The sequence below is a fragment of the Enterobacter cloacae complex sp. 2024EL-00214 genome (genome assembly GCF_043945575.1).
Classification (GTDB): Bacteria; Pseudomonadota; Gammaproteobacteria; order Enterobacterales; family Enterobacteriaceae; genus Enterobacter; species Enterobacter cloacae_P.
The window spans coordinates 42,278-68,066 of record NZ_JBIMRC010000016.1 but is presented as its reverse complement, the minus strand read 5'-3'; the positions used below and the strand labels follow the sequence as shown (position 1 = coordinate 68,066).

18 protein-coding genes and 3 tRNA genes are annotated in these 25,789 nt (G+C 53.9%); 11 read left to right on the top strand and 10 right to left on the bottom strand.

Annotated features, from left to right (window positions below; all coding sequences use genetic code 11):
- Window positions 1–408: 408 nt before the first annotated feature.
- Entirely contained in the window at window positions 409–954 is a 546-nt protein-coding gene (syd, locus tag ACHHZ6_RS17355) for a SecY-interacting protein (protein ID WP_182918874.1), read from the bottom strand.
- Between the two features lie 69 nt (window positions 955–1,023).
- Here syd and queF point away from each other — a divergent pair, with 69 nt between their 5' ends.
- The 5 genes from queF to xni all read left to right on the top strand — a co-directional run bounded on the left by queF (window position 1,024) and on the right by xni (window position 7,449).
- Window positions 1,024–1,866 (top strand): NADPH-dependent 7-cyano-7-deazaguanine reductase QueF, encoded by an 843-nt coding sequence (gene queF / locus ACHHZ6_RS17350; RefSeq protein WP_182918875.1) that lies wholly within the window; start codon window positions 1,024–1,026, stop codon window positions 1,864–1,866.
- A gap of 114 nt (window positions 1,867–1,980) precedes the next feature.
- The gene (gene ppnN, locus ACHHZ6_RS17345; RefSeq protein ID WP_182272488.1) at window positions 1,981–3,345 is read left to right on the top strand and encodes a nucleotide 5'-monophosphate nucleosidase PpnN; all 1,365 of its coding nucleotides are present in this window, start codon (window positions 1,981–1,983) and stop codon (window positions 3,343–3,345) included.
- 516 nt (window positions 3,346–3,861) lie between these two features.
- Window positions 3,862–5,151 (top strand): HAAAP family serine/threonine permease, encoded by a 1,290-nt coding sequence (locus ACHHZ6_RS17340; RefSeq protein WP_182272489.1) that lies wholly within the window; start codon window positions 3,862–3,864, stop codon window positions 5,149–5,151.
- Window positions 5,152–5,214: 63 nt separating this feature from the next.
- Window positions 5,215–6,582 carry an L-serine ammonia-lyase II gene (gene sdaB / locus ACHHZ6_RS17335; RefSeq protein WP_182918876.1) on the top strand — a complete coding sequence of 456 codons (1,368 nt, stop codon included), beginning with the start codon at window positions 5,215–5,217 and terminating at the stop codon, window positions 6,580–6,582.
- 111 nt (window positions 6,583–6,693) lie between these two features.
- A complete protein-coding gene (gene xni / locus ACHHZ6_RS17330; RefSeq protein WP_182272491.1) occupies window positions 6,694–7,449 on the top strand; it encodes a flap endonuclease Xni in 756 nt (251 codons plus the stop codon).
- A gap of 94 nt (window positions 7,450–7,543) precedes the next feature.
- Here xni and rlmM read toward each other — a convergent pair whose 3' ends face one another.
- Genes rlmM through gcvA form a run of 3 tightly spaced genes read right to left on the bottom strand, consistent with a single transcriptional unit; the run spans window position 7,544 to window position 9,989 of the window.
- Complete coding sequence (gene rlmM / locus ACHHZ6_RS17325; RefSeq protein ID WP_182272493.1) at window positions 7,544–8,644, bottom strand: 23S rRNA (cytidine(2498)-2'-O)-methyltransferase RlmM; 1,101 nt, start codon at window positions 8,642–8,644, stop codon at window positions 7,544–7,546.
- The gene (locus tag ACHHZ6_RS17320; protein ID WP_003862756.1) at window positions 8,637–9,032 is read right to left on the bottom strand and encodes a DUF423 domain-containing protein; all 396 of its coding nucleotides are present in this window, start codon (window positions 9,030–9,032) and stop codon (window positions 8,637–8,639) included. Before ACHHZ6_RS17320 ends, rlmM begins: the two co-directional genes overlap by 8 nt.
- 39 nt (window positions 9,033–9,071) lie before the next feature.
- Window positions 9,072–9,989, bottom strand: a complete 918-nt coding sequence (gene gcvA, locus ACHHZ6_RS17315) for a glycine cleavage system transcriptional regulator GcvA (RefSeq protein WP_182272494.1) — start codon at window positions 9,987–9,989, stop codon at window positions 9,072–9,074.
- Between the two features lie 431 nt (window positions 9,990–10,420).
- Between gcvA and csdA the strand changes: the two genes are divergently transcribed.
- Together csdA and csdE are read left to right on the top strand one after the other, a co-directional pair.
- Window positions 10,421–11,626: a cysteine desulfurase CsdA gene (csdA, locus tag ACHHZ6_RS17310; RefSeq protein WP_182918878.1), complete on the top strand. Its 1,206-nt coding sequence runs from the start codon at window positions 10,421–10,423 to the stop codon at window positions 11,624–11,626.
- A complete protein-coding gene (gene csdE, locus ACHHZ6_RS17305; RefSeq protein ID WP_182272496.1) occupies window positions 11,626–12,072 on the top strand; it encodes a cysteine desulfurase sulfur acceptor subunit CsdE in 447 nt (148 codons plus the stop codon). The genes csdA and csdE overlap by 1 nt, the downstream gene beginning before the upstream one ends.
- Here the strand turns inward: csdE and tcdA are convergent.
- Together tcdA and mltA are read right to left on the bottom strand one after the other, a co-directional pair.
- Window positions 12,063–12,869, bottom strand: a complete 807-nt coding sequence (gene tcdA, locus ACHHZ6_RS17300; protein WP_182272497.1) for a tRNA cyclic N6-threonylcarbamoyladenosine(37) synthase TcdA — start codon at window positions 12,867–12,869, stop codon at window positions 12,063–12,065. The two genes, csdE and tcdA, sit on opposite strands and share 10 nt — an antisense overlap.
- A gap of 77 nt (window positions 12,870–12,946) precedes the next feature.
- Window positions 12,947–14,044, bottom strand: coding sequence for a murein transglycosylase A (gene mltA, locus ACHHZ6_RS17295; protein ID WP_182272498.1), 1,098 nt, complete (start codon window positions 14,042–14,044; stop codon window positions 12,947–12,949).
- Window positions 14,045–14,253: 209 nt separating this feature from the next.
- Here mltA and ACHHZ6_RS17290 point away from each other — a divergent pair.
- The 3 genes from ACHHZ6_RS17290 (at window position 14,254) to ACHHZ6_RS17280 (ending at window position 14,561) form a co-directional block, all read left to right on the top strand.
- Window positions 14,254–14,330: transfer RNA gene (locus ACHHZ6_RS17290), tRNA-Met, on the top strand.
- 34 nt (window positions 14,331–14,364) lie between these two features.
- A tRNA-Met gene (locus ACHHZ6_RS17285) sits at window positions 14,365–14,441 on the top strand.
- 43 nt (window positions 14,442–14,484) lie between these two features.
- Window positions 14,485–14,561 (top strand) — tRNA-Met (locus ACHHZ6_RS17280).
- A gap of 88 nt (window positions 14,562–14,649) precedes the next feature.
- Here the strand turns inward: ACHHZ6_RS17280 and amiC are convergent.
- On the bottom strand, window positions 14,650–15,903 hold the full coding sequence (gene amiC, locus ACHHZ6_RS17275) for an N-acetylmuramoyl-L-alanine amidase AmiC (protein WP_182918880.1): 1,254 nt from the start codon (window positions 15,901–15,903) through the stop codon (window positions 14,650–14,652).
- 227 nt (window positions 15,904–16,130) lie between these two features.
- Between amiC and argA the strand changes: the two genes are divergently transcribed.
- On the top strand, window positions 16,131–17,462 hold the full coding sequence (gene argA / locus ACHHZ6_RS17270) for an amino-acid N-acetyltransferase (RefSeq protein WP_182272500.1): 1,332 nt from the start codon (window positions 16,131–16,133) through the stop codon (window positions 17,460–17,462).
- A gap of 34 nt (window positions 17,463–17,496) precedes the next feature.
- On the opposite strand, the gene recD is transcribed toward argA, so the two are convergent.
- Genes recD through ptrA form a run of 3 tightly spaced genes read right to left on the bottom strand, consistent with a single transcriptional unit; the run spans window position 17,497 to window position 25,735 of the window.
- Complete coding sequence (gene recD, locus ACHHZ6_RS17265) at window positions 17,497–19,317, bottom strand: exodeoxyribonuclease V subunit alpha (protein WP_395122783.1); 1,821 nt, start codon at window positions 19,315–19,317, stop codon at window positions 17,497–17,499.
- Window positions 19,314–22,856, bottom strand: a complete 3,543-nt coding sequence (gene recB / locus ACHHZ6_RS17260) for an exodeoxyribonuclease V subunit beta (RefSeq protein WP_395122782.1) — start codon at window positions 22,854–22,856, stop codon at window positions 19,314–19,316. Before recB ends, recD begins: the two co-directional genes overlap by 4 nt.
- Window positions 22,853–25,735 (bottom strand): pitrilysin, encoded by a 2,883-nt coding sequence (gene ptrA, locus ACHHZ6_RS17255; protein ID WP_395122781.1) that lies wholly within the window; start codon window positions 25,733–25,735, stop codon window positions 22,853–22,855. The genes recB and ptrA overlap by 4 nt, the downstream gene beginning before the upstream one ends.
- Window positions 25,736–25,789 lie beyond the last annotated feature (54 nt).

The following is a 25,789-nucleotide window of genomic DNA, read 5'->3' as shown; positions in this document are numbered from 1 at the left end:
TCCTGAAACGTCCTGGCCGTCCTGACCCACCGACCATCCTGACCGGCTCTCGTTCTCCTTCCTGGAGGTGTCCATTACGCATCCTGCGCTATCCTCTTTGCTTCATCCTGAAGCCTTCCTGCAGCGTCATCCTGACGAGTCCTTTGTGAGAAACGCCATCATCCTGATGTTCGTTTCTCGTGTCGGCATCCTGTCGACAGAGATAGAATCCGCTATTCCGCTTCGTCTTACAACCCACCCTGTAAGCGTGGTAAGCCACAAGAAACCTCTCCAGACGCCTCAAAAAACAATTAATTCATTGAAAAATATGACAATAGCTTTCTTAATTCTCTGAGACAATACTGAAGAATGCGGCAATCTCTCACAAACCTTGTAAGAGATCTCTCACACGCACAGTAGCATCATGGATTACAGAAGAGGCTCAAGCCGGGTGAGGAAATCCGCAAGTGAAGGAGCAAGAGTGTCGCGGTTGCGGGTACCGATAGTCTCTTTGATCACTTCACCAGACAGGTTGCAGACGGAGATAACATCCAGTTCACTGTCCAGCGTGGCAATAAAGAGAGTCGGAGAAAGCTTAAGGCGTTTTTGCGTGACCAGATGGCCAATCAGGTTTTCCTGAACGCGCTGTAGATCGTCTTCGCTCCAGGTCTGCAGCAAGGTCAGCGATATGTCGGCAAAGCGTGCGGCCATATCCCCTGCAAATTGCGTGGTGTAAAACGCATGAATCGCTGGTTGTACCACAATGTCCATTGCGCGTTCAACCGCATTTACATTTTGCTCGCCCGTGAAGGGTTTTGGTTGCCAGATAACGCGGTCGTCCAGAGAAGAGATAATGCACGGTGATGGTACACCATATAAGTCAGCACTTTGCGGCCACGTCCCCTGCTTTTCTTGCCATGCATCGCAGTAGCGGGTCGTGAAGGTAGTCAGGGCATTTGCAGTTTCGATATCCACCGATTTCTCTCTTCTTGTAAGACAGGATAAACTCAGCCCATAAGTGTACCTGTAAAGTGGCTATGAAACATGTCTTACGAAAATCATCAGGCGTTAACGGGCTTAACGCTGGGTAAATCGACCGATTACCGCGACACCTACGATGCAAGCCTGTTGCAAGGCGTACCGCGCAGCCTGAACCGCGATCCTCTGGGTCTGCACGCCGACGCGCTGCCGTTTGTCGGCGGCGATATCTGGACGTTATACGAACTGTCCTGGCTTAACGAGCGCGGCCTGCCGCAGGTCGCTGTGGGTCACGTTGAGCTGGATTACGCCAGTCTTAACCTGGTGGAATCTAAAAGCTTTAAGCTGTACCTCAACAGCTTTAACCAGACAAAATTCCGCAGTTGGGAAGATGTCCAGCACACGCTGGAGCGGGATTTAAGCACCTGCGCGCAGGGTAAGGTGACCGTCTCACTGTATCGCCTGCATGAGCTGGAAGGGCAACCTATTGCCCACTTCAACGGTGCATGCATCGACGATCAGGACATAGAGGTGGCTAACTATGAATTCAGCGCCGATTACCTCGAAAATGCAGCGAGCGGAAAAGTGGTCGAAGAGACGCTGGTCAGCCATCTGTTGAAGTCCAACTGCCTGATCACCCATCAGCCGGACTGGGGCTCAGTGCAGATTCAGTATCGCGGCCCGAAAATTGACCGGGAAAAGCTGCTGCGCTACCTGGTGTCGTTCCGCCATCACAACGAATTCCACGAACAGTGCGTGGAGCGCATCTTTAATGACATTCAGCGTTTCTGCCACCCGGAAAAACTGAGCGTCTATGCGCGCTACACCCGCCGTGGCGGTCTGGATATCAACCCGTGGCGCACCAATACCGATTTTGTGCCTGCTACCGGACGTCTGGTGCGTCAGTAACATTTTTTTTGAAAATATGCGCGGTTCATTCCGCGCTTTAGGTTGTGAAACGTCATAAGCCAGGGCTATTGTAATCAACAGGGAAAGACGAAAATTGTCCCGTAAGGAGCTCACTTGATTACACATATTAGCCCGCTTGGCTCAATGGATATGTTGTCGCAGCTGGAAGTGGATATGCTTAAACGCACCGCCAGCAGCGATCTTTATCAACTGTTTCGTAACTGTTCACTTGCCGTACTGAACTCCGGTAGTCTGACGGACAACAGTAAAGAACTGCTGTCCCGCTTCGAAAGTTTTGACATCAACGTGCTGCGCCGCGAGCGCGGTGTGAAACTTGAGGTCATCAACCCGCCGGAAGAGGCCTTTGTCGACGGGCGCATTATTCGTTCCCTGCAGGCCAACCTGTTTGCCGTGCTGCGTGACATCCTGTTTGTTAACGGGCAGATCCACAACGCCGACCGCTTCCAGCATCTCGATCTGGAAAGCTCAGTTCATATCACCAACCTGGTGTTCTCTATTTTACGTAATGCCCGCGCTCTGCACGTCGGCGAAGCGCCGAATACGGTTGTCTGCTGGGGTGGTCACTCCATTAATGAAACCGAATACCTCTATGCCCGTCGGGTGGGGACACAGCTTGGTCTGCGCGAACTGAACATCTGTACCGGCTGCGGCCCGGGGGCGATGGAAGCGCCAATGAAAGGTGCAGCGGTGGGACACGCGCAGCAACGCTATAAAGAGGGACGTTTTATCGGTATGACCGAACCGTCCATTATCGCAGCTGAACCACCTAACCCACTGGTTAATGAGCTGATTATCATGCCGGATATCGAAAAACGCCTTGAGGCGTTTGTCCGTATCGCCCACGGCATCATCATCTTCCCTGGTGGTGTGGGTACGGCGGAAGAGCTGCTTTATCTGCTGGGGATCCTGATGAACCCGGCCAACAAAGATCAGGTTCTGCCGCTGATCCTGACCGGGCCGAAAGAGAGTGCCGACTACTTCCGCGTACTGGACGAGTTTATCGTGCATACACTGGGTGAAGCTGCGCGTCGTCACTATCGCATTATCATTGACGATGCGGCAGAAGTAGCACGCCAGATGAAAAAAGCGATGCCACTGGTGAAAGAGAATCGTCGTGACACCGGCGATGCCTACAGCTTTAACTGGTCAATCCGCATTGCGCCGGATCTGCAGATCCCGTTCGAACCTTCGCACGAGAATATGGCCAACCTGAAGCTCTATCCGGATCAACCCGTAGAGGTTCTGGCAGCCGATCTGCGCCGCGCCTTCTCCGGTATCGTGGCAGGTAACGTGAAAGAGATGGGTATCCGCGCTATCGAGGAGTTTGGCCCATACAAAATTCACGGCGATCGAGAGATGATGCGCCGCATGGATGACATGCTGCAGGGCTTTGTGGCCCAGCACCGCATGAAGCTACCGGGTTCAGCCTATATTCCTTGCTACGAAATCTGCACCTGACTATCAGCACAAAACCCTTTCAAGCCGGATCGCTATCCGGCTTTTTTATTTCCTTTATAACTCCCTGACAACTGATGCATATCTCTTATGTCATTTACAAAACCAGCCAATACGCAAACGATTACCTCATTTTTCAAACCGGAAATTATCAGCCTTAATCAAAATTATCTGCCAGAAAATCCTAAAATCCCATTTCTTTACAGCGTAAGACGCCTATCTCACTGGCCAGCCTTTCAGGTCACATGTTGTTAATGGTAGCCTTCGCGCCCGTAAATTCTCTTTGATGTTTTTTTAATAGATAAATGGTCTAAAGATGCCCACATCAAAAGTGGATTATTGCATTTGGGATCGTGATCACTGATACACTCATAACTAAAATGTATCTTTCCGCCCGCCAATAGTTACGGGCAAAAATTATTAAAAAACCGTCACTGAACGAATTTCATATTACCGTCAGGCCCTTTTTCATCGGATTAGACTAGAAACCTGACAATTTGCTTCCTCCAGGAGATACAGATGGAAACCACTCAAACCAGCACCGTTGCTTCGATTGAATCCCGAAGTGGTTGGCGCAAAACGGATACCATGTGGATGCTTGGCCTTTACGGCACAGCAATCGGCGCTGGTGTACTATTCCTTCCTATTAACGCAGGTGTCGGCGGTTTGGTTCCGCTGATCATCATGGCAATCATCGCCTTCCCGATGACCTTCTTTGCACACCGCGGTCTGACCCGCTTCGTGCTGTCCGGTAAAAACCCGGGTGAAGACATCACCGAAGTTGTTGAAGAACACTTTGGCGTAGGCGCAGGTAAACTGATTACCCTGCTCTACTTCTTTGCAATTTACCCAATCCTGTTGGTGTATAGCGTGGCAATCACCAACACCGTAGAGAGCTTCATGCTGCACCAGTTGCACATGACGCCACCTCCGCGTGCCATTCTGTCTCTGATCCTGATCGTCGGTATGATGACCATCGTACGCTTCGGTGAGCAGATGATTGTTAAAGCGATGAGCATTCTGGTGTTCCCGTTTGTGGCAGCCTTGATGGTGCTGGCGTGCTACCTGATCCCGCAGTGGAACGGTGCAGCACTGGAAACCCTGTCCCTGAGCAGCGCATCCGCAACCGGTAACGGCCTGCTGTTGACCCTGTGGCTGGCAATCCCTGTGATGGTGTTCTCCTTCAACCACTCCCCGATCATCTCCTCCTTCGCGGTTGCGAAGCGTGAAGAGTACGGCAATGGCGCAGAGAAGAAATGTTCCAGCATCCTGGCACGTGCACACATCATGATGGTGCTGACCGTGATGTTCTTCGTCTTCAGCTGCGTACTGAGCCTCTCCCCGACAGATCTGGTTGCGGCGAAAGAGCAGAACATCTCTATTCTGTCTTACCTGGCAAACCACTTTAACGCTCCGTTGATTGCGTGGATGGCACCTATCATCGCGATTATCGCTATCACCAAATCCTTCCTGGGCCACTACCTGGGCGCACGTGAAGGTTTCAACGGTATGGTGATTAAATCTCTGCGCGGTAAAGGCAAGAGCATTGAAATCAACAAACTGAACAAAATCACTGCACTGTTCATGCTGGTCACCACCTGGGCGGTAGCCACCCTGAACCCAAGCATCCTGGGTATGATTGAAACCCTGGGTGGCCCGGTTATCGCGATGATTCTGTTCCTGATGCCGATGTACGCGATTCAGAAAGTGCCTGCGATGCGTAAATACAGCGGCCATATCAGCAACGTATTCGTTGTGATTATGGGTCTGATTGCCATCTCCGCCATTTTCTTCTCGCTCTTCAGCTAATACCTCCTGCGCCGCCCCTGGGCGGCGCACTCCTCCTCTCTGACTGATAGCAATGGACGCATCATGATTAGCGTATTCGATATCTTCAAAATCGGTATTGGTCCTTCCAGCTCTCACACCGTCGGACCAATGAAAGCAGGTAAACAATTCACGGATGACTTGATTGCACGCGGCATGTTGCACGACGTTACCCGCGTAGTTGTCGATGTATACGGTTCTCTCTCCCTGACCGGTAAAGGTCACCATACGGATATCGCCATTATCATGGGCCTGGCAGGAAACCTGCCGGATACCGTTGATATTGATACGATTCCGGGATTCATCCAGGACGTCAATACGCATGGTCGTTTGCTGCTGGCAAACGGTGAGCATGAAGTTGAGTTCCCGGTTGATCAGTGCATGAATTTCCATGCCGACAACCTGTCGCTGCACGAAAACGGCATGCGCATTACCGCGCTGGCAGGCGACAAGGCGATTTACAGCCAGACTTACTACTCCATCGGCGGCGGTTTTATCGTCGACGAAGACCACTTTGGTCAGACGAACAATTCCTCCGTTGAGGTACCGTATCCGTATAAAAACGCGGCGGATTTACAGCGTCACTGTCAGGAGACAGGTCTGTCTCTCTCTGGCCTGATGATGAAAAACGAACTGGCATTGCACAGCAAAGAAGAGCTTGAACAGCACTTTGCCAACGTCTGGGAAGTGATGCGCAGCGGTATTGAACGCGGCATCACCACCGAGGGTGTTCTGCCGGGTAAACTTCGCGTACCACGCCGTGCGGCGGCACTGCGCCGCATGTTGGTCAGCACCGACAAAACGACGACTGACCCGATGGCCGTAGTGGACTGGATCAACATGTTCGCGCTGGCCGTTAACGAAGAGAACGCTGCGGGTGGCCGCGTGGTGACAGCACCAACCAACGGTGCCTGCGGCATTGTTCCGGCTGTGCTGGCGTACTACGACAAGTTTATTCGTGAAGTAAATGCGAACTCTCTGGCACGTTACATGCTGGTCGCCAGTGCGATTGGTTCACTGTACAAAATGAACGCATCCATTTCCGGGGCGGAAGTGGGCTGTCAGGGTGAAGTGGGCGTGGCCTGTTCAATGGCTGCGGCAGGTCTGGCAGAACTGCTGGGGGCAAGCCCGGCTCAGGTGTGCATTGCAGCGGAAATCGGCATGGAACACAACCTGGGGTTGACCTGTGACCCGGTTGCAGGACAGGTGCAGGTGCCTTGCATCGAGCGTAACGCTATCGCCTCGGTGAAGGCGGTAAACGCGGCACGTATGGCGCTGCGCCGTACCAGTGAACCGCGCGTCTGCCTCGATAAAGTTATCGAAACCATGTACGAAACCGGTAAAGATATGAACGCCAAATACCGCGAAACCTCTCGCGGTGGCCTGGCGATGAAGATCGTCACCTGCGATTAAGCCTCTCAGGAAGCCTCGTTTTGCGAGGCTTCTTCCTGTTTTCCCCGCCGCGCATAGTTTCATACTGCTGACAGTGTTACCCTTCCTGCATTAACAGAAGGGAGATTATCTGTGGCCGTTCATTTGCTTATCGTCGATGCCCTCAACCTGATTCGCCGAATTCATGCGGTGCAAGGTACGCCGTGTAAGGATACCTGCCTGCACGCACTGGAGCTGCTTATCCGCCATAGCGAACCGACCCATGTCGTCGCGGTGTTCGACGACGAAGCACGCAATACAGGCTGGCGTCACCAGCGCCTGCCCGACTACAAAGCCGGACGCGCGCCCATGCCAGACGATCTGCATGCTGAAATGCCCGCCATCCGCGCCGCCTTTGAACAGCACGGTGTCCCCTGCTGGGGTGCTCAAGGCAATGAGGCCGACGATCTGGCAGCTACGCTTGCCGTAAAGGTGGCGAGCGCCGGGCATCAGGCCACAATTGTGTCGACCGATAAAGGCTACTGCCAGCTACTTTCACCCACTATCCGCATTCGCGACTACTTTCAAAAACGCTGGCTGGACGCACCGTTTATTGCCAGTGAGTTTGGCGTCTCGCCTGAACAACTTCCCGATTACTGGGGGCTTGCGGGGATAAGCAGCTCCAAGGTTCCGGGGGTGGCGGGTATTGGGCCGAAGAGTGCCGCACAGCTTCTGACGGATTTTCAGAGCCTGGAAGGAATTTATGCCCGGCTGGATGACGTACCAGAAAAGTGGCGCAAAAAGCTGGAGGCACATAAAGAAATGGCGTTTATCTGCCGGGATGTGGCGACACTACAGACGGATTTACAGTTAGACGGGAATTTGCAGCAACTGAGGTTAGAGCGTTAGTTGCCCCTCACCCTCTCCCCATAGGGGAGAGGGAATTGCCCGGTGTTGTCTTTTCTCCCTCACCCTTTTGGGAAGAGGGCCGGGGTAAGGGGAACTACCGTTCGTCGCGACGCCCACCGACAGCAGCCCACCAGCGACGAATATGCACCGTCACCTCTTCGCGGTCGTGATAAAGCTGACGTGCCTGAATTTCCACGTTAATACCATGTTCATCCATCTGTGCCTGAATGTAGGCCAGGTTCTGAGAGACTTCCTCATAACGCTTTTTCATCGGCAGCTTAAGGTTGAAGATAGTCTCACGACACCAGCCATTCACCAGCCAGGAGGCCATCAGTGCAGCCACTTTCGCCGGTTTCTCAACCATATCGCACACCATCCAGGAGATATTGTTGCGGTTTGGACGATAGCGGAACCCATCTTCACGCAGCCAGGTCACTTGTCCGGTATCCATCAGGCTTTGTGCCATCGGGCCGTTATCGACAGACGAAACCCACATGTTGCGTTTCACCAGCTGATACGTCCAGCCGCCAGGACACGCACCGAGATCGACCGCGTACATGCCGTTTGCCAGGCGTTCGTCCCACTCATCAGCCGGGATAAAGACGTGAAATGCCTCTTCCAGCTTCAGCGTTGAACGGCTCGGTGCATCTGCCGGGAAGCGCAAACGCGGGATGCCCATAAAGAACGGGGAGTTGTTGGTCGTGTATGAGTAGCCCGTGTAGCAACAGCCAGGTGCAATAAAGAAGATATGCACAACAGGACGTTTTGGCGTCTCGTAATTCGTCAGCACGCCCGCATCACGCAGCGCTGCACGCAGTGGTACGGTGAACTTACGGCAGAACTTCATCAGTTCTTTGCTTTCGTTGGTGTCAGCCACTTCAACGCGCAGATCGCCCCCTTTCTCCACCACGCCCTGCAGCATCCCGACAATCGGCGTGATGCGGTCTTCAGGCGGAAGATCTTTGAGCAGTTCACCTGCAACAAACATCTGGCGGGCGAAGATCAATGAGCTGAACGGCAGTTCACGCACCAGCTTATCCGCGTCGTCAGGCTGGTAGCATTCGAACACCACATAGCCCGCATTTTCTTTGACGCGTGCAAAACCGAAGACTTCGCGCTTCGCCGCTTTATCCGTAATTTCCGCGGCGCACTCTTTCTCAAACCCCGGGCGACAATATAAAACAACCTTATTCATGAACAACGCCCTTGCGTTTCAGACGGATAGCTCCGATAAACATTAATACCCAACCTGCCAGGAAGCTGACGCCACCAACAGGTGTAACAAACGCCCACAGGCGCAAATGCGAGAGCGCAAGGCAGTACAGGCTACCGCTAAACAGCACGGTACCCAGCGCCAGAAATACGCTGCTCCAGTAAAACCAGATGCTGATACGGCGCTGCATCGCTACCGCCAGCCCAAAGATAGCCAGCGTATGGAACGCCTGATATTCAAGGCCGGTCTGGATCCAGCCCATCTCTACCACCCCTAAAGATTTACTTAACACATGCGCGCCAAAGGCACCCAGTGCGACAAAAATAAAGCCACTCACCGCGGCAAAAATCAGCATGAATCGGCTGGTCATGGTTCAGTCCTAAAGTGATACGTGCTCAGCACACAAAAGTTATTGATCATACCTGAAGCGGAATTTTTCTTGCTCGTTCGCCGCTCTGGACAGTATCCACTGCCGGAAGGCGGCTATTTTACCCAGTTCTGCCTGACTGTCATGACAAACCAGATAAAACGCATTCTTGCTGACCAGAACATCATTAAAAGGGCAAACCAGGCGGCCTGCCTCAATTTCGGACTGTGCCATTACGTTGTTCGCCAACGCAACGCCCTGCCCGTGAATGGCAGCCTGTAACACCATCGCACTGTGGCTAAAAATGGGGCCCTGCTGCACGTTTATATGATTAAGACCTAATTGGCGGGTATAAGTTTGCCAGTCACGGCGAGAAGCATCATGTAAAAGCGTATGCTGCGCCAAATCAGCGGGCGTCTTTAGCGCCTTGTCCCCCGTCAGAAGCAGCGGTGAACAAACCGGCAACAGATATTCTGCGTATAATTTCTCGACGCGCAAGCCCGGCCAGTTACCGCGACCATAAAAAATGGCGACATCCACGTCATCTGCCAGTTTGTCTTCCTGGCGATCCACCGCCTGAATTCGGACGTCGATTCCCGGATAAGCTGAGTTAAAGCTTGAAAGTCTTGGCACCAGCCATTGAATGGCAAAACTTGGCAATAGGCTTACCGTGAGTGCGCCTTTTGCACTGCGCGCCTGCAGCTTACGCGTGGCTTCGGTGAGCTGGGAAAAAATCTCTTTAATATCCTGAAAATAGCTCTGGCCTTCTTCAGTCAGGAGTAATGAACGGTTGCGGCGACGGAACAGCTTAAGGCCCAGAAAATCCTCCAGGGACTTGATTTGGTGACTTACTGCGGCCTGTGTCACAAAAAGCTCATCTGCTGCGCGGGTGAAGCTCAGGTGGCGTGCTGCTGCATCAAAAACACGTAATGCATTAAGGGGTGGCAATCGCTTCGACATGGTTATCTGGCTTAGATGTTAACGAGATTTAACATATAGGAAACAACGTTTAACCTATTAGTTTTTTTAATCTGAGCCATTATAATTTGTCCGTTGAGGAACTACCAGCAAATACCTATAGTGGCGGCACTTCCTGAGCCGGAACGAAAAGCTTTTTTTAGAATGCGTGTTCTGAAGGGCTTTTGGCTTACGGTTGTGATGTTGTGTTGTTGTGTTTGCAATTGGTCTGCGATTCAGACCACGGTAGCAACGCTACCAATTTTTCACTTCCTGTACATTTACCCTGTCTGTCCATAGTGATTAATGTAGCACCGCCAATTTGCGGTGCTTTTTTTTTGTCCATTTTTTCCCCTCTCCAGCGTGTTTCATCTAACCACCTTGCCCTGCTTCCAAATTTGCGCGACGATCTACGGATCGAAATGAGGAATTCCATGAACGCTTTCAGTCCCGCACACTTTCGCGCACAGTTCCCGGCGCTGGCCGATGCCGGTATATACCTTGATAGCGCAGCAACGGCGCTCAAGCCGCTGGCCGTTATCGACGCCACTACGCAGTTTTACAGCCTGAGTGCAGGTAATGTGCATCGCAGTCAGTTTGCTGAGGCCCAGCGCTTAACTGCACGCTATGAAGCCGCGCGCGACCAGGTCGCACGCCTGATTAATGCCGAAAGCGGGAAAAATATCGTCTGGACGCGAGGTACAACCGAGGCCATCAATATGGTGGCGCAGTGCTATGCGCGCCCGCGGCTGCAACCGGGGGACGAGATCATTGTCAGCGAGGCAGAACATCACGCGAACCTGGTACCGTGGCTGATGGTTGCGGAGCAAACAAGCGCACGCATTGTAAAGCTCCCGCTGGGGTCAGATTTTCTGCCCGACGTGGCGCGTTTACCTGAGCTGATTACGTCCCGCAGTCGGATATTGGCCCTGGGGCAAATGTCCAACGTTACCGGAGGCTGTCCGGATCTGGCACTGGCTATCGAAATCGCCCACGCCAGCGGTATGGTGGTCATGGTCGACGGTGCACAAGGAATTGTGCATTTTCCGGCCGATGTTAACGCGCTGGATATTGATTTCTACGCCTTCTCAGGCCACAAGCTGTACGGGCCAACCGGTATCGGGGCGTTGTATGGCAAGCCTGAACTGCTGGCGCAAATGACGCCGTGGCTCGGTGGCGGCAAGATGATTACCGAGGTAACCTTCGACGGCTTCAGAACGCAGGACGTGCCTTATCGTCTGGAAGCCGGTACGCCAAACGTGGCAGGCGTCATTGGCCTAAGCGCTGCACTGGAGTGGCTGGCTGAAACGGACGTCGTTCAGGCCGAAAGCTGGAGCCGGGGACTGGCGACGCTGGCAGAAGAAGCGCTAAAAAAACGTCCAGGTTTCCGTTCATTCCGCGTGCAGGATTCCAGCCTGCTGGCCTTTGATTTTGCGGGCGTTCATCATAGCGACATGGTAACGCTGCTGGCCGGATATGGCATTGCCCTGCGCGCCGGGCAGCACTGCGCACAGCCGCTGCTGGCGGCACTTGGCGTCAGCGGTACGCTGCGCGCCTCCTTTGCGCCATACAATACACAAAGCGATGTAGACGCGCTGGTTGCGGCCGTTGACCGCGCCCTTGAATTACTGGTGGATTAATGACTAGCTCTGCTTTAGCCGGACACCCGTTTGGCTCCGTCATCACAGAAGAGACGTTAAAACAGACCTTCGCCCCGCTCACACAGTGGGAAGACAAGTACCGTCAGCTGATCCTGCTGGGTAAACAGCTGCCCGCCCTGTCTGAGGAGCTTAAAGCGCAGGCAAAAGAGATAGCAGGCTGTGAGAACCGTGTCTGGTTGGGGTTTAGCGTATCTGGCGAGAAATTGCATTTCTTCGGCGACAGCGAAGGTCGTATCGTGCGTGGCCTGCTGGCAGTGCTCTTAACTGCCGTGGAAGGTAAAAGCGCGGCAGAACTGCAGGCGCGTTCGCCGCTGGCGCTGTTCGATGAACTGGGGCTTCGCACGCAGCTGAGCGCCTCACGCAGCCAGGGGCTGACCGCGCTCAGCGAAGCGGTGCTGGATGCCGCACGTCAGGCTCAGGCCTGACGTTCCGCCTTCGCCATCATCTTCTTCAGGGCATGGGAAACCGCGACAAAACCGAAGGACGCGGTCACCATCGTGGCCGCACCAAAGCCTGAGGCGCAGTCCATTCGTTTTGGTCCTTCTGCCGTGCTTTTCATAGCACACGCCGAACCATCCGCCTGTGGGTAGACCAGCGCCTCGGTGGAGAACACACAGTCTACGCCCAGCTTGCCTTTGCTATTCTTCACAACGTTAAAGTCGCTTTTTAAGCGCTCGCGCAGCCTGGCTGCCAGGGGATCCTGGATGGTTTTTGCCAGGTCGGCCACCTGGATCTGCGTCGGATCGATTTGCCCACCCGCACCGCCGGTGGTGATCAGCGGAACTTTGTAGCGACGGCAGTACGCGATCAGCGCCGCTTTTGGACGTACACTGTCGATGGCATCAATCACGTAGCTGTAGCCTTTGCTCATGTACTCCGCAACATTATCCGCCGTTACAAAGTCATCAATCACCGTCACGCGGCATTCTGGGTTGATCAAACGAATACGCTCCGCCATCACCTCAGATTTTGCCAGCCCAACGTTATCACGCAGAGCGTGGATTTGACGGTTAGTATTGGTCACGCAGACATCATCCATATCAATCAGCGTGATCGCACCAATACCGGTTCTCGCCAGCGCTTCTGCAGCCCAGGAACCAACGCCGCCAATACCCACAACGCAGACATGCGCATCCGCAAACAGCTGCAGGGCTTTTTCACCATATAAACGAGCCGTGCCGCCAAAACGCTGACGCCATGCGTCGCTGATTACCACAGACATAAGACCTCAGATGTAAAAAGGGTGAGGTTCTCCCTCACCCCTGCTCAATAATCTCTATACGGCTCAGAATACCATAATCAGCCGCTGAATACGTTGCCACCGCCAGCGGTTGTCTTCAGCACCCATACACGTCCGTAATGGTTATACCAGCCTGCACGGTGACCAGCATCCGGGCCAATACCCTGATAAATATCGAAGTGCTGGCCTTTGATTGCGCCGCCCACATCCAGTGCCACCATCAGGCGTAACTCGTACTGGCCGTTGAATTTGCCGTTATGATCCAGCAACGGAACTTCCGCAAGTAACGTAGTGCCCGCCGGAATAATCGAACGATCCGACGCCACCGACGCACGGCCAATCAGCGGTACGGCACTTGCCCCTTTTACCGGCGCAAAGTTCTGTGGTTTGAAGAAGACAAACGACGGGTTTTGCTCCAGCAGCTCTCGCACCTCGGCTTCACTGTGTTTTTCACCCCATTCGCGGATCGCCTGCATCGACATATCTTCTTTCTTCACTTCACCTCTGTCGATAAGCACCTTACCAATACTGCGGTAGGCATGACCGTTTTTACCGGAATAGCTGAAGAAGTTAAGCGGTGTACCGTCACCAAAATCGATGTAGCCACTGCCCTGAACATCCATGATGAAGTTATCCATCAGCGAGTTGCTGTAGGCCAGAACGTAATTTTCGCTAAGCGCCCCCGAGTAGATATCGGCACGAGACGGCAGGCGGCCGCGTTTTGGCGGCATACGGTAAATCGGGTACTGGAACTCACCCTGACGGGAGTGTCGTGCCTGAATCACGGGGGTGTAATAGCCGGTAAACTGGACGTTGCCATAGTTATCAGCCCCTTCCATCTGCCAGGCATCAATACCAAACTGGCGCATATTACGCGTATCGCCCCCCGCGCGCAGCCACTCCTGTACCGCGCTGTAAACATTATTCTGCGAGCCATACAGACGCGGTGACGCATTGCGGATCTGGTAGACCTGCTCGGAGAAATCTCCGGCGTTGATCGGCGCGCCGACGGCATCAGGTTGGTTAACTAAAGAGAAAGGCTGGGATAACTTCCCGTCTTTATACTGTTGACCGCGATCGGTCGGTTTGGAAGAACAGGCCGCCAGAATGGCTACCATTGCGCCCGTCATCAGATACTTCGCCCAACATCCTTTCATTATATCTCGTCTTTAAGTTGCCCATTTCCGCGTGATGAAGATAACAAACCCCCCGTTCTAAAGGAATGGAATCACATGCCCTTTGGCAAATTTTGCGCAAAAAATAGTCCACACGTATCGATGTCGTTCAATTTACATACAAAGTTAATGAATTATGTAAAAAAGGGGTTGCATCACAAACCTAACCGAGTATAGTGCGCATCCACGGACGCGGGGTGGAGCAGCCTGGTAGCTCGTCGGGCTCATAACCCGAAGGTCGTCGGTTCAAATCCGGCCCCCGCAACCAATTAAAATTTGATGAAGTACAAGCAGTACGGTGACGCGGGGTGGAGCAGCCTGGTAGCTCGTCGGGCTCATAACCCGAAGGTCGTCGGTTCAAATCCGGCCCCCGCAACCAATCAAATTTGAAGAAGAAGTTTCTGCAAAAGCAGAAAGACGGACGCGGGGTGGAGCAGCCTGGTAGCTCGTCGGGCTCATAACCCGAAGGTCGTCGGTTCAAATCCGGCCCCCGCAACCAACACTTCTTAAAACAATAAACACCCTCAAGGGTGTTTTTTTGTATCTGCAGTTTGTGGATCTGCCGGGCATTCCACCCGGCCAGGAAACTACCCGCGTCGCGCCAGCGTTGCCCCATCTGAGAAATACGCCCGTATCCCTGCCAGTATTGACTCTGCCACTTCCTGCTGGAATGTCGCGGTCTTGAGCTTACGCTCCTCTTCCACGTTACTGATAAATGCAGTCTCGACCAGAATGGACGGAATATCCGGGGCTTTGAGCACCGCAAACCCGGCCTGCTCGACGCTGTTTTTGTGCAGCTTATTAATATTGCCAAGCTTACCCAGTACCGCCTTACCAAACTTCAGGCTGTCGTTGATGGTCAGCGACTGAACCATATCAAACATGGTGTGATCAACATAGCGGTCACCACTTTTGCCCACGCCACCTATCAAATCCGAGGCGTTCTGCGTATCCGCCAGGTATCTCGCTGCGGTACTGGTCGCCCCTTTTGTGGAGAGCGCAAACACCGAGGAGCCGCTTGGCTGACGGCTGGTAAACGCATCTGCGTGGATAGAGACGAACAGATCCGCACGCTGCTTTTGTGCTTTCGCCACGCGAACCTTCAGCGGAATAAAGATATCTTCATTGCGCGTCATATAGGCCCGCATGTTGCCTTCTTTCTCAATTAACGCCTTCAGACGACGCGCAATTTGCAGTACTACGTCTTTTTCCCGGGTACGATATTTGCCGATCGCTCCGGAGTCTTCCCCTCCGTGTCCAGGATCAAGCATGATCACGATGGGGCGATCGCGCCCTGCTTTGCCCGGCTTCGGGCCGCTTTGTGCTGGCGGAACCTGACTCTCAAGATCGCCTTTGTTGTAGTCTTCCAGCAATGCGAGGAGCGGATCCTGAATATCCGTTGCATTCGCCGGGTAGAGATCCATCACCAGCCGCTCTTTAAACGCCGCGACAGGCGCAAGTGCAAACAGCTGCGGTTTCACATTCTGCTTCAGCTCAAACACCATCCGCACCGTTTGCGGATCAAACTGCCCAACGCGCGCTGATTTGATAAACGGATCATCACCACGGATCTGCGCCGCCATCCCTTTCAGGACGGAATTCAGGTTTACGCCTTCGAGATCCACCACGATCCGTTCCGGATTGCTGAGCGCAAACTGCTTATATTTCAGCACCCGATTAGATTCTACCGTTACGCGCGTATAGGTTGACGACGGCCAGACACGCACCGCCACCACCTGACTTGTGGCAGCAAGACCTACCTGGCTGACGCTAAGCAACCACATCGCCCCTGCCCCTTTTAACAGGCGGCGACGGCTTATTGCTGAATTGGATCCCGACATGCTTCTCCCGAGCAAGAAATCTTATAAATACACAAAACGCCCAAATTGACCGAAAACTTTAACGAATGGCGCATAAACTGTCATCTATAAAAGGGTAAACATTCATACGTTAACGCACGCTTTACTTATAAATTTCTGTGCTTCGCCGAAAATTTAGACTTGCACACACGAACACAATCGAATAAAAATACACAAATTACGAATAAACATTCACTAAGGGTTGTCTCATGGTAAAGGAACGTAGAACCGAGCTGGTTCAGGGATTTCGCCATTCTGTTCCCTATATCAATGCCCATCGGGGAAAAACGTTTGTCATCATGCTCGGTGGCGAAGCGATAGAACATGAAAACTTTTCCAGCATTGTCAATGACATCGGCCTGCTGCACAGCCTCGGCATCCGGTTGGTTGTGGTGTATGGTGCTCGCCCGCAAATTGATGCCAACCTGGCGGCCCATCACCATGAGCCGATTTACCATAAGCATACCCGCGTCACGGATACCAAAACCCTTGAGCTGGTGAAACAGGCTGCGGGTCTGCTGCAGCTGGATATTACTGCCCGCCTGTCGATGAGCCTGAACAATACACCGCTGCAGGGCGCACATATTAACGTTGTAAGCGGCAACTTCATCATCGCTCAGCCACTCGGTGTGGATGATGGTGTGGACTATTGCCACAGTGGTCGCATTCGTCGTATCGATGAAGAGGCGATCCACCGTCAGCTGGACAGCGGAGCCATTGTCCTGATGGGGCCAGTGGCCGTTTCCGTAACGGGTGAAAGCTTCAACCTCACGTCAGAAGAGATCGCCACCCAGTTGGCTATCAAGCTAAAGGCCGAAAAAATGATTGGCTTCTGCTCTTCGCAAGGGGTCGTGAACGACGAAGGGGTGATTGTGCCGGAACTCTTCCCCAATGAAGCCCAGGCCCGCGTGGAAGAACTGGAGACAGAAGGTGATTATCACTCAGGTACCGTCCGTTTTTTGCGTGGCGCAGTAAAAGCCTGTCGCAGCGGCGTGCGTCGTAGCCACCTGATTAGCTATCAGGAAGATGGCGCTCTGTTACAGGAACTGTTCTCCCGTGATGGTATCGGTACGCAGATCGTCATGGAGAGTGCCGAACAGATCCGCCGTGCCACCATCAACGATATCGGTGGCATTCTGGAGCTGATCCGCCCGCTGGAACAACAAGGTATTCTGGTTCGCCGCTCCCGTGAACAGCTCGAAATGGAGATCGACAAATTTACCATCATCCAGCGCGATAACCTGACTATTGCCTGTGCTGCGCTCTACCCATTCCCGGAAGAGAAGATTGGTGAAATGGCCTGTGTTGCCGTACACCCTGACTACCGCAGCTCTTCACGCGGTGAAATGCTGCTGGAGCGAGTCGCAGCCCAGGCGCGCCAGATTGGCCTGAGTAAGCTGTTCGTGCTGACCACTCGCAGTATTCACTGGTTCCAGGAGCGCGGCTTCACGCCGGTGGATATTGATTCACTGCCGGAAAGTAAGAAAGAGATGTACAACTACCAGCGCCGCTCCAAAGTGCTGATGGCGGACCTGGGATAATACGACGCCCTCACCGTCCGGTGAGGGTCTACCCTTAAACCGCTTCGAATATCGCGCTTAAGCCGCTTCGGCGCTCCGTCCGGGTGGCAATCGCCTGTACCAGCACGCGTTCATCGGTATACAACGATAACCGCTGGCGTGCGCGGGTTATGGCGGTATAAATCAGCTCACGCGTGATCACCGGCGAGAGCTGGGTCGGCAGGATCAGCGCCGCGTGGTTGAATTCAGAGCCCTGAGATTTGTGTACCGTCATCGCCCATGCTGTTTCATGCTCAGGCAGGCGGCTTGGCTGAACGGATTTCACGCTGCCATCCGGCATCAGGAACCAGACGCGCAGCCCCTGTCCACGGTCAAGCGCAATCCCGATATCCCCGTTAAACAACCCCAGTGCACTGTCGTTGCGGGAAATCATTACTGGCCGCCCTTCATACCAGCGAGAGTGTGGCACCCGGGTGATTTTACGTTTCTGCGTAAGCAGCTGCTCCAGCCTGTCGTTCAGGCCGCTTACGCCAAACGGTCCTTCCCTTAGCGCGCACAGAAGCTGGTATTCACCAAATGCGGCAATAACCTGCTCAGGTGTATTGTGCTTTTGGACACACGTCAGGAAATGCTGATACCCCTGCAGGGCATCATCCAGCATCGCCTGATACTCTTCCCCGGTTTGCAGCGCTTTTTTCTCGATATCGGTGAAGGTGCCGTCAAACACCGCACGCGTGGCATGGCGATCGCCGCGGTTTACCGCCGCCGCCAGTTGACCAATCCCGGAGTCACTCCCGAAGCGGTAGCTTTTTTGTAGCAGGCACAGGCTGTCACGTAGCGCGCCAGCCTGTGGGCTGCGCTCGCCTTCCAGCACGCATCCTGTTAACCGCGATAACTCTTTTGCCCGCTCAGCGGTATAACCCTGGCTTGCGTAAGTGCAGATATCCCCCAGCACCGCACCGGCCTCTACGGAGGCAAGCTGGTCGCGGTCGCCGAGGAAAATGACACGAGCGTGAGGTGGCAGGGCGTCAATCAATCGCGACATCATTGTCAAGTCGATCATTGAGGCTTCATCCACCACCAGCACATCCAGATGCAGCGGGTTTCCGGCATGGTAACGCAGGCGCTGGCTACCGGGCTGCGCGCCGAGCAACCGATGCAACGTGCTGGCTTCACCAGGGAAAAGCGCCAGCTGAGCCTCAGTGAGCGGCAGTTTTTGCAGCGCACCACCTAATGACTCCGTCAGACGAGCTGCGGCTTTTCCGGTCGGTGCGGCCAGACGAATACGACACTTTTGCTCACCAGATAGCTGAATCAGTGCGGCGAGCAGTTTTGCCACAGTGGTCGTTTTACCCGTCCCCGGGCCGCCAGAAATCACCGAGATCCGCCGCGTTAATGCCACGGCGGCCGCCACTTTCTGCCAGTCAGTGGCTTCCTGCGAAGTAAACAGAGTATCCAGCGTTTGCCGGAGATGCGCCTCATCACAAGGAAGTGGAGCATTGCTCTCGCTGAAGAAGCGGGCAACCGTCAGTTCATATTGCCACATCCGGTTAAGGTATAAACGCTCATCAATCAGGACGAGCGGCGTCTGGGTATCTCCCCTGCTCACGGCAGGTGAACTCAGCAATACCGCCTGCCAGTCCAGCGTATTACCGAGCAGGGCGAAGCAGGATTGCAGCACCGGAGGCGTTTTTTCATCAATGTCCAGACGCGAAAGCGGCAGGCAAACGTGCCCCTCACCCGCGTCTTTACTGAGGATTGCGGCTGCGAGCATCACGGCAGGCTGCGCGCCTGCAACCATCATGGCGAACTGCGCGTCAAGAGGACGCAGTAATCGTTGCTCTACTGCTTCCAGCAATAATTCCGGCATCGTCATGCCACCACCTCCGTGTTTGCCGCAAATACGCTATCCATCTTTTCAATCAATGCCACATCCGGACGCGTACGAAAAATACCCGAACCCGGATCAGCAGCATCTACCCCGCGCAGGAACAGGTAGATCACCCCACCAAAATGCGCTTCGTAGCGGTAATCGGCAATGCGATGGCGCAGGTAGCGATGCAGCGCCAGGGTGTATAACTGGTATTGCAGGTCGTAACGATGCATTTGCATGGCTGATGCCATCGCCTGTTGGGTATAGGCCTCGCTGTTTTCACCAAGCCAGTTCGATTTGTAATCCAGCAGGTAGTAACGCCCTTCGTGGCGGAACACCAGGTCGATAAACCCTTTCAGCATTCCCTGAACCTGGCGGAAATTGAGCGGCGGGCAACCCGCTGACAACGGATCGTGTTCGCGGATCAGCTCATCAAGCACATCGGCCTTAAGAGGACTGGCTATAGGAAGATAAAACTCCATCTCAACCTGCTTATTTTTGGCCGTCAGTTGGTTCAGAGAGAAGCCCTGCTCCGTGAGCGGTGCCTGCAAAATAGCCTTTACCCAGTCGGTAAGAACCGGTTGCCATTGCGCATCATAACCGCCACTTTGCAGCATCTTCAGCACCCACTCCTCAGAGAGAGGCTGGGTGAAATCCAGTTCTTCAAACAGGCTGTGCAAAAATGTTCCCGGCGACGCACCGCGCGGAAATTGATGGGGTGTCAGTGCCGGTTCATCAGGCACGCTACCGGTACCTGCGGCATCCACATCCAGTTTTGGCATCAGATCCTGCGCGATGCTCTGTCCGTGCTGTTGTAAACCGGAGTAGCTGGTGACGCGCCAGTCATCAGCAATGGTTCGCACAATCTGCCGGGCGCTGAGCTCAGATCCACACTGCTCTGGCATCTGCCAGCGGCTATTATCTGGCGACGATGGAATTTGCAGGGCAATATGGTCGCCACAAAGCGATTCAATGCACAAACGCAGCCCTGCGGCATCTTTTGGCTCGCCGAGCTGGATAAGCCGCCCCAACGCACTCAAATGAAAATCGCTCTCCCCTGTTTTCTCGCCACGACGGCGGAACAACGGCGCAATACCCAGGCTGCAGTGCCAGACGGAGCGGGTCAGCGCCACATAGAGCAGGCGTAAATCTTCTGCCAGGCGTTCGGCTTCTGCCAGTTCGACGCTGGAGTCGGCTTGACTGAGATCGAGCACCGCTTCAAACGAATCACGATCGTGGTAAAACGCCTGATCCTGTACGCGATAATTGGCGATGAACGGCAACCAGACCAGCGGATATTCCAGCCCTTTCGATTTGTGAATTGTGACGATTTGCACCAGGTGTTTATCGCTCTCCAGGCGCATCTGCTGGCTGGACGCGTTGCTGTTTGGATCGGCGATTTGCTGCGACAGCCAGCGCACCAGAGCGTGTTCACTCTCCAGCTGCGTACCCGCTTCCTGCAACAGTTCGCTGATATGCAAAATATCGGTAAGACGACGTTCACCACCTGCCGTCGCGAGCATATTTTCCGCGATGTGCCGCTGCGCTATCAGCTCGCGTAGCATCGCCATTACGCCACGTTTTTGCCAGCACTCCCTGTAGTGGACAAACTCTTCCACCACGGCATCCCAGGCGGTTTCATTGCTATTGAGCGCATCAATGTCACGCGCGTTCAACCCCAGCACAGAGCTGGCCAGCGCGCTACGAAGTGTACTTTCACGCTCAGGAGCCAGCACGGCCTGGAGCAGCCACAGCATCTCCTGGGCCTCCAGCGTTTCAAAGACGCTATCCCGGTTTGAGAGATAAACAGATGGGATGTTCAGCAACGTCAGTGCATCGCGGATCAGCGCTGCCTCCTGGCGGCTACGCACCAGCACCGTGATATCCGATGCTTTCACAGGAGTCGGGTCATCCCCTTTCCACAAAACCGCATCGCCACGTGCGCCAGCACTGAGCCAGTCGCGGATTTGCGCGGCACAGTGCTGCGCCATCGCATTTTGATAGTCAGCAACACCGAAACCTTCGCCATCCAGCAACCAGAAGTTCATCGCAGGCTGCACGACTCCATTGAATTCAAAGCGCAGGGCGGTATTTTTCGCGGCGGATTTCACGGGCTGAAAAGGAATCTCCCGGAACATAAATGCCGCATCCATACGGCTGAATAACGCATTGACGCTCTCAACCATACCCGGGGATGAGCGCCAGTTAGTGTCCAGCGTGTAGTGGGCATCAACTTCACTGCGGGCTTTCATATAGGTGAAAATATCGGCACCACGGAAGGCATAGATGGCCTGCTTAGGATCGCCAATCAGCAACAGTGCGGTGTCGGGCTGTTGCCGCCAGATACGGCGGAAAATACGGTACTGTTGGGGATCGGTGTCCTGAAATTCGTCAATCATCGCCACCGGGAAACGGGCACGGATAGCGGCGGCAAGCGCTTCGCCATTTTCACTGCACAGCGCCGTATCCAGACGGCTCAGCATATCGTCAAAGCCCAGTTCTCCCCGGCGACGTTTCTCACGCGCTACAGCCTCGCGGATCTCCGTCATGGCGCGAGTGATCATCAGGTCGTTGAGGGTTAATGGCGCTGACAACAAGGCCTCGATGGCAACAAACAGAGGATGCTCCGGGACAACGCCATCGGTTTTGGTACGCTCAAGAAGAAAACGCTGAGAGAATTTTTCCAGTGCATCCGGGAGCTGATAGCCGCGCGTCTCCTCCTGCGCCCAGGCGCTGATCTTGTCGATCCATTTGCCCTGGTTACCGCGGTTAAATTTGCGCCTGTCGATCCCGGAATTTTCGATGATCGCCTCAACCTCGCCGGCTGACTCATTCCATTTTTGCTTTAAGGCGGCAATTTGCGCGACGATCTTTTCATGGCGTGAGGCCAGCGTTTCATCCGCTGGTGGCGGGGATTTAATAACCGGTGCTTCCCCCTGCAGATAACGGTCAATGGCGCGTAAAAGATCTTCCGGGCCTTTCCACAACGCGTGAACCGCTTCGGCAATATCGCGAGGCAATGGATAGCAATGACGACGCCAGAAATCTGCGCAGGCCTGATAGCGAAGCTCAGACTCATCTTCAATGAGCTGTTGTTCGAACAGCATGCCGGATTCAAACGCATTCAGGCTCAGCATGCGCTGACAAAAGCCGTGGATAGTGAAGACCGACGCTTCGTCCATTTGCCGCTCAGCCAGTAGCAGCCAGTGGGCTGCCTGTTGCTTATCGGCAATCTCTTCCAGAAGGCTCGCGTAAAGAGGGTTATCCGTACTCTGGCGCAGACAGGCGATGCGCAGCTCATGAATATTGGTACGAATACGGCCGCGTAGCTCGGCGGTGGCGGCCTCGGTAAAGGTCACCACCAGCAGCTCTTCCACGCTTAACGGGCGCGGAAACGCTGCATTACCGCCGAGCCCTAACAGCAGACGCAGATAGAGCGCGGCAATGGTGAAGGTTTTTCCTGTTCCCGCTGAGGCTTCAATCAATCGTTCACCCTGCAGAGGTAAACGTAAGGGATCAAGGGACTCAGCGGTATCGGTCATTCTTTCTTACTCCAGGGCATAGATTGCTGCAAGGCACTGACGCTCTTCCAGATCTTCCAGCCTTTCGGGTTAACGTATTCCGTTTTCCCACTCTGGCTACCGGAAACCTGAGACAGTATGGCCATTCCCTGCGGTTTAACCACCGCCTGATGGAAGAAATCGGCAACCTTCTGAGGCGTCAGCTGTTTTATCTCGGCCACTACTTTATCACGCGAATCAAAATTCAGATTACCGCGATCAAAATCTTTGCTCAGTTGGGACGCTTCTTCACCCAGCGTCTGTGGCGGCTGCATCACCTGTGCGATAACGGCCTGCTGGATCTGAGCAAACTCTTCTGGCTTCATGGCACGCAGTTTTTCCTCCGCTTTCGGGAAGAAAGCCTGGTAACGCTGCCAGAGATAAGCAGGCTGCTTATCGCTACTTTGCAACAGGAAACCAAGCCCCCACTGACGACCCACGTTTATAGAGAATGCAAAGACCGCGTAGCCAAGCTGCTCTTCCGTGCGCAGCTGGTTGTAGAACCACGGTTGAACAATTTGTCCCAGCACAGCGCTCTGGGCTGAACTGGCAAATTCACCATAACCTTTAGGCACAAACACCGCCGCCAGTGCCGAATCCGTGCTGTTTCCCGCTTTTTCAAAAATCACATTCTGTTTTTTCTCAACCAGCACGTCCTGGTTGCGGCACCACTCTTTACCTTTTGAACCCAGCTGTGCACGCACGTTCTGCGCCAGCGTTTTGGCCTGTTCCTCACTCATGTTCCCGACAATCAGGAACTCAGGACGGGTATTGATTTTCAGCGAGTCACGGTAATCCAGCACATCTTTTAACGAGATGGATGGCAGAAGCGCGCGGCGTTCTTCGCGCTGGAAATACGGAATTTGGGACAGCATCTGTACCGGCATTATCGCCTGATCGTAAGCTTTACCCTTCTCCGCAGAGTCCATCATCTGCGCATACCAGGACTTGGCCTGCTCAAGCTGCTCTTCTGTCGGCGTATAGCTAAAATAGCCTTTCAACAACGCCTGGAAGAGCTGCGGCAAACGCTGGGTATAACCGTTTGCATTGACCATCAGACCGTTGTTCGCGTTGGTCGAGAAACTAATTCCCCCCACGGAGGCCTGATTGCTGAGCTGATCGAGCGCGATACCCGCCAGATAGTCATTAAGTGCAAACATCACCTGATTTTTGGCACTGTCCATCGCTTTTGGATTACGCAGAACGACGCTGACATCAGCCTTTGGCTCACTCGCAAAATAACGGCTTGGGGTGTAGACCACACGCAGCGTCGGCTCATCAATGATAAGTTCCGGGTGCGGATAGTCTTTCGTCGTTTTGATCAGCGAGAAATCATCCGGGATGTAGGGGTTCAGTTCCGGCAACTTCAGCGCGATCTCTCCGGCTTTTTTCTGCCAGTCCGCGAAGGTTTGTGGGCTGATTTTATCAACCTGATAAGGAGCATCCACGAAATAAGCCGTTTTGTTATGCGGCTCGTTCGGACTGATGTACCAGATACGGGCGTTCTGTGGAGTCATCATTGCCAGACGCGCTTTCACCGCCTCGGCGTCATACTGATCGGCAATATTAACTGCGTCCAGCGTGTGTTCCACCGGCACACGGATCATGGTATCCGCCAGCCATTCCACGTAGTCCATATCACGCGTGATAGACGGGTAACGGAAATCGAGATCCAGCACATGTGCCAGCTCGTCAAAATAACGTTTATCGACACCTTTATCGCGCAGCAAAGAGAGGTAGCTGAAGATCGCCGCGACCACGTCATCACGGTGCGCCAGCCCTTTATCCGTCAGGGTTGCGGAAATCGCCAGCACACCACTGTTGCCGTTCACGACAGGATCGGAGTCAGCACGAATTCCTTCCACCAGCCCCTGTTTTTGCAGCCAGTCAGAAAGTGTACCCGGGCTCCGGTTACCAATAAGGTAAGTCACCAGTTCATCGGTTTTACTGCGAAATTTCGCCGTGTTGTTATCAATGCGGAATTCAACGCGCAACACTTTACGCGGCAATGCCGGAACGTAGTGGATAACGATCCCTTTTTGCGCGTCAGTCACCACCGGCACGATAATCTGCGGCTGGTCTATGTTTTTATTCGGTACCCGGCCAAATGTCTGCGCCGCCATGCTGGCCAGCTCAGGCAACGGTTTGTTGCTGTAAATAACCGCTTTCATCAGGTTGGCGGAATAGTATTTGTCGCGGAATGCGTGCAGAGCATCAAGCACAGGGCTGTTTGGTTTATCGCTCAGGGTATCGAGGTTACCACCGGAAAAACGTGAGCCTGGGTGTGCCGGGTTGATGGTTTCAGCGCTGACCTGCGCCATGCGCATACCGTCTCGCGTGCGGGCCAGGGTCAGCTCGGCATTGACGGCATTGCGTTCACGGTCAGCATATTTTTTATCCAGCAGTGGCGCAGCAATAGAATCCGCCAGACGGTCAACCGCACCTTCCAGCGCATCATTTTCAACTTCGAGGTAAAACGCCGTGCGATACGGTGCCGTACTGGCGTTGTGGCTACCGCCATGCATTTTCAGAAATTCGGACAGGCTATCCGGCTGTGGGTATTTTTTTGACCCCATCAGCGTCATATGTTCGAGATAGTGCGCCAGCCCAGGATGGGTTTCCGGATCTTCCAGGGACCCAATCGGCACAACTAACGCCGAGAGCGATTTTACCGCCTGCGGATCGGAAACCAACAGCACAGTCATCCCGTTATCAAGGCGAATAGCCTGATACTGGCGGGTATCTTTTTCGCTCTTACGGATAGTTTCCTGGACGGGTTGCCAACCGGAGTCTGCCTGAGTGATGGGAGCCCAAAGGGCGACAAACAAAACAAACGCTTTCAACAAGGTGCTGCCTGGCATTACGACCTCTTTATCACGGCTACATCATTAACAAACTGCGTGCTGGACGCGCCA

Coding starts and splice junctions, on each gene's coding strand:
- queF (WP_182918875.1), top strand. CDS start 1,024: ATGTCTTACGAAAATCATCAGGCGTTAACGGGCTTAACGCTGGGTAAA.
- ACHHZ6_RS17340 (WP_182272489.1), top strand. CDS start 3,862: ATGGAAACCACTCAAACCAGCACCGTTGCTTCGATTGAATCCCGAAGT.
- sdaB (WP_182918876.1), top strand. CDS start 5,215: ATGATTAGCGTATTCGATATCTTCAAAATCGGTATTGGTCCTTCCAGC.
- rlmM (WP_182272493.1), bottom strand. CDS start 8,644: ATGAATAAGGTTGTTTTATATTGTCGCCCGGGGTTTGAGAAAGAGTGC.
- ACHHZ6_RS17320 (WP_003862756.1), bottom strand. CDS start 9,032: ATGACCAGCCGATTCATGCTGATTTTTGCCGCGGTGAGTGGCTTTATT.
- gcvA (WP_182272494.1), bottom strand. CDS start 9,989: ATGTCGAAGCGATTGCCACCCCTTAATGCATTACGTGTTTTTGATGCA.
- csdA (WP_182918878.1), top strand. CDS start 10,421: ATGAACGCTTTCAGTCCCGCACACTTTCGCGCACAGTTCCCGGCGCTG.
- csdE (WP_182272496.1), top strand. CDS start 11,626: ATGACTAGCTCTGCTTTAGCCGGACACCCGTTTGGCTCCGTCATCACA.
- tcdA (WP_182272497.1), bottom strand. CDS start 12,869: ATGTCTGTGGTAATCAGCGACGCATGGCGTCAGCGTTTTGGCGGCACG.
- mltA (WP_182272498.1), bottom strand. CDS start 14,044: ATGAAAGGATGTTGGGCGAAGTATCTGATGACGGGCGCAATGGTAGCC.
- amiC (WP_182918880.1), bottom strand. CDS start 15,903: ATGTCGGGATCCAATTCAGCAATAAGCCGTCGCCGCCTGTTAAAAGGG.
- argA (WP_182272500.1), top strand. CDS start 16,131: ATGGTAAAGGAACGTAGAACCGAGCTGGTTCAGGGATTTCGCCATTCT.
- recD (WP_395122783.1), bottom strand. CDS start 19,317: ATGACGATGCCGGAATTATTGCTGGAAGCAGTAGAGCAACGATTACTG.
- recB (WP_395122782.1), bottom strand. CDS start 22,856: ATGACCGATACCGCTGAGTCCCTTGATCCCTTACGTTTACCTCTGCAG.
- ptrA (WP_395122781.1), bottom strand. CDS start 25,735: ATGCCAGGCAGCACCTTGTTGAAAGCGTTTGTTTTGTTTGTCGCCCTT.